The following is a 6,372-nucleotide window of genomic DNA, read 5'->3' on the forward strand; positions in this document are numbered from 1 at the left end:
AACTTCGTGTCGTCAAATATGAATCTTTCTGTTGAAGAAAAACAAAAACTTTTAGAAATTGATGATCTTAAAAAGCGCGCATTAGCAACGCTTAAGTTTATGAATGTTGAGTTTCAAAAGTTAGAACTTAAGAATGATATCCAGTCTAGAGTTCAAATGGATATGAGCCAGCAACAGCGTGAATATTTTTTACATCAGCAAATGAAAACCATTCAAGAAGAACTGGGGGGCGTTAGTCATGATGAGGAAATAGATGAAATGAAAGCTAAAGCTAGCTTAAAACTTTGGAATGAAGACATTGCAAAACATTTTGAGAAGGAAATTGCCAAAATGCAACGCATGAATCCTCAAGTGGCTGAATATTCAATTCAAAGAAATTACTTAGAATTGTTTCTAGATTTACCTTGGAATGAGTTTAGTGAAGATAAATTCGACCTTAAACGTGCCATGAAAATTCTAGATAGAGATCATTTTGGCTTAGAAGATGTAAAACGAAGAATTATTGAGTATTTGGCTGTTTTAAAGCTTCGTAACGACATGAAATCGCCAATTTTATGTCTGTACGGACCTCCAGGAGTTGGTAAAACTTCCTTGGGTAAATCGATTGCTGAAGCATTAGGAAGAGAATATGTGCGTATTTCATTAGGTGGTTTGCGAGATGAAGCTGAAATTCGAGGTCATAGAAAAACATATATTGGTGCTATGCCAGGGCGAATTATTCAAAGTTTGAAAAAAGCGGGAACATCAAACCCAGTTTTTGTTTTAGATGAAATTGACAAGCTTGCAAATTCGCATCAAGGAGATCCTTCTTCTGCGATGTTAGAAGTTTTAGATCCTGAACAAAATAGCGAGTTTTACGATAACTTTTTAGAAATGGGCTATGACCTTTCTAAGGTTATGTTTATTGCTACTTCAAACAGTTTATCAACCATCCAGCCGGCATTGTTAGATAGAATGGAAATTATAAATGTAACAGGTTATACCATTGAAGAAAAGGTAGAAATAGCGAAACGACATTTATTGCCAAAGCAATTAAAAGAGCATGGATTAACCGATAAGCATTTGAAAATTGGAAAAGGCCAATTAGAAAAAATTGTGGAAGGCTATACGCGTGAATCTGGGGTTCGTGGATTAGAAAAACAAGTAGCAAAAATGGTGCGTCATGCGGCCAAAAACATTGCTATGGATGAGACTTACAATTTAAAAGTGACCAATGAAGATATTATTGAAGTTTTAGGTGGACCAAAACTGGAACGTGATAAATACGAAAACAATAATGTTGCAGGAGTAGTAACAGGTTTAGCTTGGACTCGTGTTGGTGGCGATATTCTTTTTATTGAATCTATTCTTTCAAAAGGAAAAGGCACCATGACAATTACAGGAAACCTTGGTAAGGTGATGAAAGAATCTGCTACTATAGCTATGGAGTACATAAAATCTAATGCATATAGTTTTGGAATCAACCCCGAAATTTTTGATAAATACAATGTACATATTCACGTGCCAGAAGGCGCAACGCCAAAGGACGGGCCAAGTGCAGGTGTAACTATGTTAACATCATTAGTGTCACTTTTTACCCAACGTAAAGTAAAGAAAAGTTTAGCGATGACGGGTGAAATTACACTTCGTGGAAAAGTATTACCAGTAGGAGGTATTAAAGAAAAAATATTAGCGGCAAAACGTGCACGAATAAAAGAAATTTTATTATGTGAAGATAATAGACGCGATATTGAAGAAATTAAACCAGAATACTTAAAAGGATTGACGTTTCATTATGTAACTGACATGAGCGATGTTATTGATATTGCCGTTACTAAACAAAAAGTTCAAAATGCAAAAAAATTATAAATTTTTATTTTTTAAATAGTGGTTCTAGCCTGTAATTTGAGTTTACAGGCACAAAACAGAACCAGTTATAAAAATGTTCTTTTAAAAGGGAAAGAAGCATAAATAAATTTGACAACAGGATAGTATTGAAACTATTAAGCGTTTAAATGGTTTGAATAACAATAATTTAACTATTTAACAAAAGATATATTTAAAGTAAAAAAAATACTTTAAAAAAATAAAAGATACATGCTGTCGTTTTAGTATAGATTCATTTATTTTGCAATTGAAAATATGCTAAGAAAAATTATCACATTTTTTTGTTTATCTGTAGCTTCTCTCACTATGGCACAAGTAGGAGGAGAGCATACCTATCAATTTCTTAATTTGGTATCATCGCCACGTCAAGCAGCGTTAGGAGGGAAAATTTTAACTAATGTGGATTATGATGTGACTCAAGGGTTGTTTAATCCAGCCACTATAAATGCTGAAATGGATAATCAACTTGCGCTTAATTATACGAGTTATTTAGGTGGTATTGGTTACGGAACAGCATCATATGCTTACACAATTGATAGGCGTTCACAAACATTTCATACAGGTATTACTTATATAAATTATGGCGATTTTGATGGCTATGATGAAGCTGGCAACTCAACAGGAACTTTTACTGGAAATGAAGCAGCCTTATCCTTTGGGTACGCAACGCAAATTGGGTTTTCCGATTTTTATATTGGTGCTAACATTAAATTAATTACTTCAAAATTAGAGCAATATAATTCCCTTGGCGCAGCTGCAGATTTAGGTGTTTTATATATAAATGAAGATATAGATTTTAACGCTGCTTTAGTAATAAGAAACTTTGGTTCTCAAATTACAACCTATGCTGGGCAAAACGAGACATTACCTTTTGAGGTTTCGTTTGGAATGTCTCAACGGTTAGAAAATGTACCAATTCGATGGCATTTAACTTTAGAGAACTTACAAGAATGGCCAATTTCAACACCAAATCCAGCCCGTATTACAAGTGATTTATCTGGAAATCAAACCTCTGAAAAAGTTGGTTTTATTGGGCAAGTTATCAGGCATGCCATTTTTGGAGCAGAAATTTTTCCTGAAGGTGGTTTTAATATTCGTTTGGGTTATAATTTTAGAAGAGGTGAAGAATTAAGAATTATAGACCAGCGAAACTTTTCAGGGCTATCAGCCGGTATTTCTATAAAAATGAATAAAATGCGATTTAGTTATACGCATGCAAAATATACAAGTGCTGCAAATGCCAATTTCTTCGGATTGCAAATTGATTTAAGGTAAAAAAGTATTTAAAGTGTCTAAAGTTAAAAGTACTTAAAGTCGAAAATTTCAGTTTTACTATTTTAACTTCAATATACTTTAAGTATTTTAGCGCACTTAAGGCACTATATAAATGAATAAAATTACCATAGCCATAGATGGGTTTTCATCAACAGGAAAAAGCACCGTTGCCAAGCAATTAGCAAAAGCATTAGGTTATGTTTATGTTGATACCGGCGCCATGTATCGGGCAGTTACTTATTATACCATGAAAAATGAGCTTATAAGTAAAAATGATTTTAATTCTGAAGCTTTAATTTATCAATTATCGAATATTAATATCAGTTTTAAATTTAATGAAGCTTTAGGGTTTGCTGAAGTTTATTTAAACGGCGTTAATATTGAAAAACAAATTAGGACGTTAGAGGTGTCAAGTTATGTTAGTAAAGTAGCAGCCATATCTGAGGTTCGACAGAAACTAGTTGAACAACAAAAAAAAATGGGGCAGGACAAAGGTGTGGTTATGGATGGTAGAGATATAGGAACCGTTGTATTCCCTGACGCAGAGCTTAAAATATTCATGACAGCTTCAGCCGAAACTAGGGCAGAGCGTCGTTTTCAGGAACTTATTGAAAGAGGTGATAAAGTGGACTATATGGATGTTCTTAAAAATGTTCAAGAACGTGATTATATTGATTCAAATAGAGAAGATTCCCCTTTAATAAAAGCTAAAGATGCTATTGAAATTGATAATTCTCATATGACTTTAGATGAGCAGTTCAATAAAATTCTCCAATTAGCAAAAATGACAATGGAAGATTATGAATAGTTTTCAGTCTCAGTAATCAGTAATCTAGTTTAAGATAATATGTTTTCCTTACGTTGGAAAAGTGTTGTTTCTTTTTAGAAAAAAGCTAACAAAGTATTTCTACAAAAAAAAAACGAACCTTTAAATAAATAAAGATTCGTTTTTTAAAATTTCAAATTATTGTAATCCTATAAATTAGGAATAATTAATTCTTGATCTGGATGAATAACATCAGGATTCTTTAAAATATCAGAATTAGCTTTAAAAATAGCGGTGTATTTAGAAGCGTTACCATAATATTGCTTTGCAATTTTACCTAAAGTTTCGCCACTTTTTACAGTATGTCTAGCATAAACGCTTTCATCAGCAACTGAAATGTTTGCCTTTACATCAGATGGATTGTCACCACCTATTTCTTTTATTTTATCCCAAAGAATATTTTTTTCATAAGGCGTATTAGCAGTTCCTTTAATTTTAAGAACGCCATTCTCTTCTGTTACATTTCCATTTTGAATTTTCAATGCTTCACCCAAGTCTAATACCGCTTGATACTTTGCTTTTACCATGATTTTTATAAGTTTTATTGTAATTATTTGTTGAGAACAAGATACTAAATTATTCGATTGTTTTATTAAATATTGTTCCAAATTATTACGAGCACATATCATGCCAAAATAACTGATAATTTTATGTTCTCAATTTTAGGTAATTAGGTCAATAATATGTATTTTTGCACTCCTTTTAGCGAATCATCAGGATTATAAAAGGAATGAAACTAAAAATAACATAACACTTCTGTGTGTTAAGCGCTTAAAATTCCTGAGACATAACAGAATACAAAACATAGTGTAGATCCATTCCGCGAAAGCGAAATTAAAGCACTATTAAAATTATTTAAATGGCTGAAAAAGCAAAAAAAGCAGACGCTGAAGTATCAGTTGAAGCATTGGAAACTCCACAAGTAGAAGCTCCAGTAGTATCTGAAGCAAAAGCAAATCCTGAAAAGTTTTTAAAAGAGTTTAACTGGCACAATTACCAAGAAGGTATTGATGAAGTTGACGATCAACAACTCAAAGAATTTGAAAAATTAGTAGCTGAAAATTTCGTTGATACTTTAGATGATGAAGTTGTAGAAGGTACAGTAGTTCACATTTCTGATAGAGATGCTATTATTGATATCAATGCAAAATCTGAAGGTGTTATTTCATTAAACGAATTTCGTTACAATCCTGGCTTAGCTGTTGGTGATAAAGTTGAAGTATTAATTGATGTTCGTGAAGATGCCACTGGACAATTAGTATTATCTCACAGAAAAGCGCGTGTTATTAAAGCATGGGATCGTGTTAATAAAGCTCACGAAACTGGTGAAATCGTTAATGGTTTTGTTAAATGCAGAACTAAAGGTGGTATGATTGTAGATGTTTTCGGAATTGAAGCATTCTTACCAGGTTCTCAAATTGACGTTAAGCCAATTAGAGATTATGATCAGTATGTAAATAAAACTATGGAATTTAAAGTTGTGAAAATCAACCACGAATTCAAAAACGTAGTAGTTTCTCATAAAGCGCTTATTGAAGCTGATATTGAAGAACAAAAGAAAGAAATTATTGGTCAATTAGAAAAAGGTCAAGTATTAGAAGGTATTGTTAAAAATATTACTTCTTACGGTGTATTTATCGATCTTGGTGGTGTTGACGGATTAGTTCACATTACAGATTTATCTTGGTCTAGAATTAACCATCCAAATGAGATTGTTGAGTTAGATCAAAAATTAAATGTTGTAATCCTTGATTTTGATGAAAACAAATCTAGAATCCAATTAGGTCTTAAACAATTATCTAAACACCCATGGGAAGCATTAGCTGATACTGTTGCTGTTGGAGATAAAGTAAAAGGTAAAGTAGTTGTAATAGCTGATTACGGCGCGTTTATTGAAGTTGCTGATGGTGTTGAAGGATTAATTCACGTTTCTGAAATGTCTTGGTCTACACATTTACGTTCTGCTCAAGATTTCGTTACTGTTGGTGATGAAGTTGATGCAGTAATATTAACTTTAGATAGAGAAGATCGTAAAATGTCTCTTGGTATTAAGCAATTAACTCCAGATCCATGGACAGATATTACTACTAAATACCCAGTAGGTTCTAAGCATACAGGTATTGTACGCAACTTTACAAACTTTGGTGTTTTTGTTGAATTAGAAGAAGGTATTGACGGATTAATTTACATCTCTGATTTATCTTGGACTAAGAAAATTAAGCATCCATCTGAGTTTTGTGCTGTAGGTGATAAGTTAGATGTTGTTGTACTTGAATTGGATGTTGAAGGACGTAAATTAAGTTTAGGTCATAAACAGACTACTGATAACCCTTGGGATAAGTACGAAACTGAATTCGCATTAGATACAGTTCATAAAGCTGCTATTACTGAAATAGTTGACAAAG

At 32.6% G+C, this 6,372-nt stretch carries 5 protein-coding genes; 4 read left to right on the top strand and 1 reads right to left on the bottom strand.

What is annotated here, in order from left to right; translation table 11 throughout:
* From lon to cmk, 3 genes are all read left to right on the top strand, one after another.
* A partial coding sequence (lon, locus tag WBN21_RS04345) for an endopeptidase La (protein ID WP_424198065.1) occupies nt 1-1,848 on the top strand: 1,848 nt, incomplete at its 5' end.
* A gap of 273 nt (nt 1,849-2,121) precedes the next feature.
* The gene (gene porQ / locus WBN21_RS04350) at nt 2,122-3,141 is read left to right on the top strand and encodes a type IX secretion system protein PorQ (protein WP_424198066.1); all 1,020 of its coding nucleotides are present in this window, start codon (nt 2,122-2,124) and stop codon (nt 3,139-3,141) included.
* Nucleotides 3,142-3,253: 112 nt separating this feature from the next.
* Nucleotides 3,254-3,949 carry a (d)CMP kinase gene (gene cmk, locus WBN21_RS04355; protein WP_424198067.1) on the top strand — a complete coding sequence of 232 codons (696 nt, stop codon included), beginning with the start codon at nt 3,254-3,256 and terminating at the stop codon, nt 3,947-3,949.
* Nucleotides 3,950-4,116: 167 nt separating this feature from the next.
* On the opposite strand, the gene WBN21_RS04360 is transcribed toward cmk, so the two are convergent.
* Nucleotides 4,117-4,494, bottom strand: a complete 378-nt coding sequence (locus WBN21_RS04360; RefSeq protein ID WP_424198068.1) for a LysM peptidoglycan-binding domain-containing protein — start codon at nt 4,492-4,494, stop codon at nt 4,117-4,119.
* Between the two features lie 332 nt (nt 4,495-4,826).
* On the opposite strand from WBN21_RS04360, the gene rpsA reads away from it, so the two are divergent.
* Nucleotides 4,827-6,372, top strand: a 1,546-nt coding sequence (gene rpsA, locus WBN21_RS04365) for a 30S ribosomal protein S1 (RefSeq protein WP_424198069.1), incomplete at its 3' end; no start/stop codon positions are given.

The sequence above is a fragment of the Algibacter sp. genome, from assembly GCF_049667265.1.
GTDB lineage: Bacteria > Bacteroidota > Bacteroidia > Flavobacteriales > Flavobacteriaceae > Algibacter_B.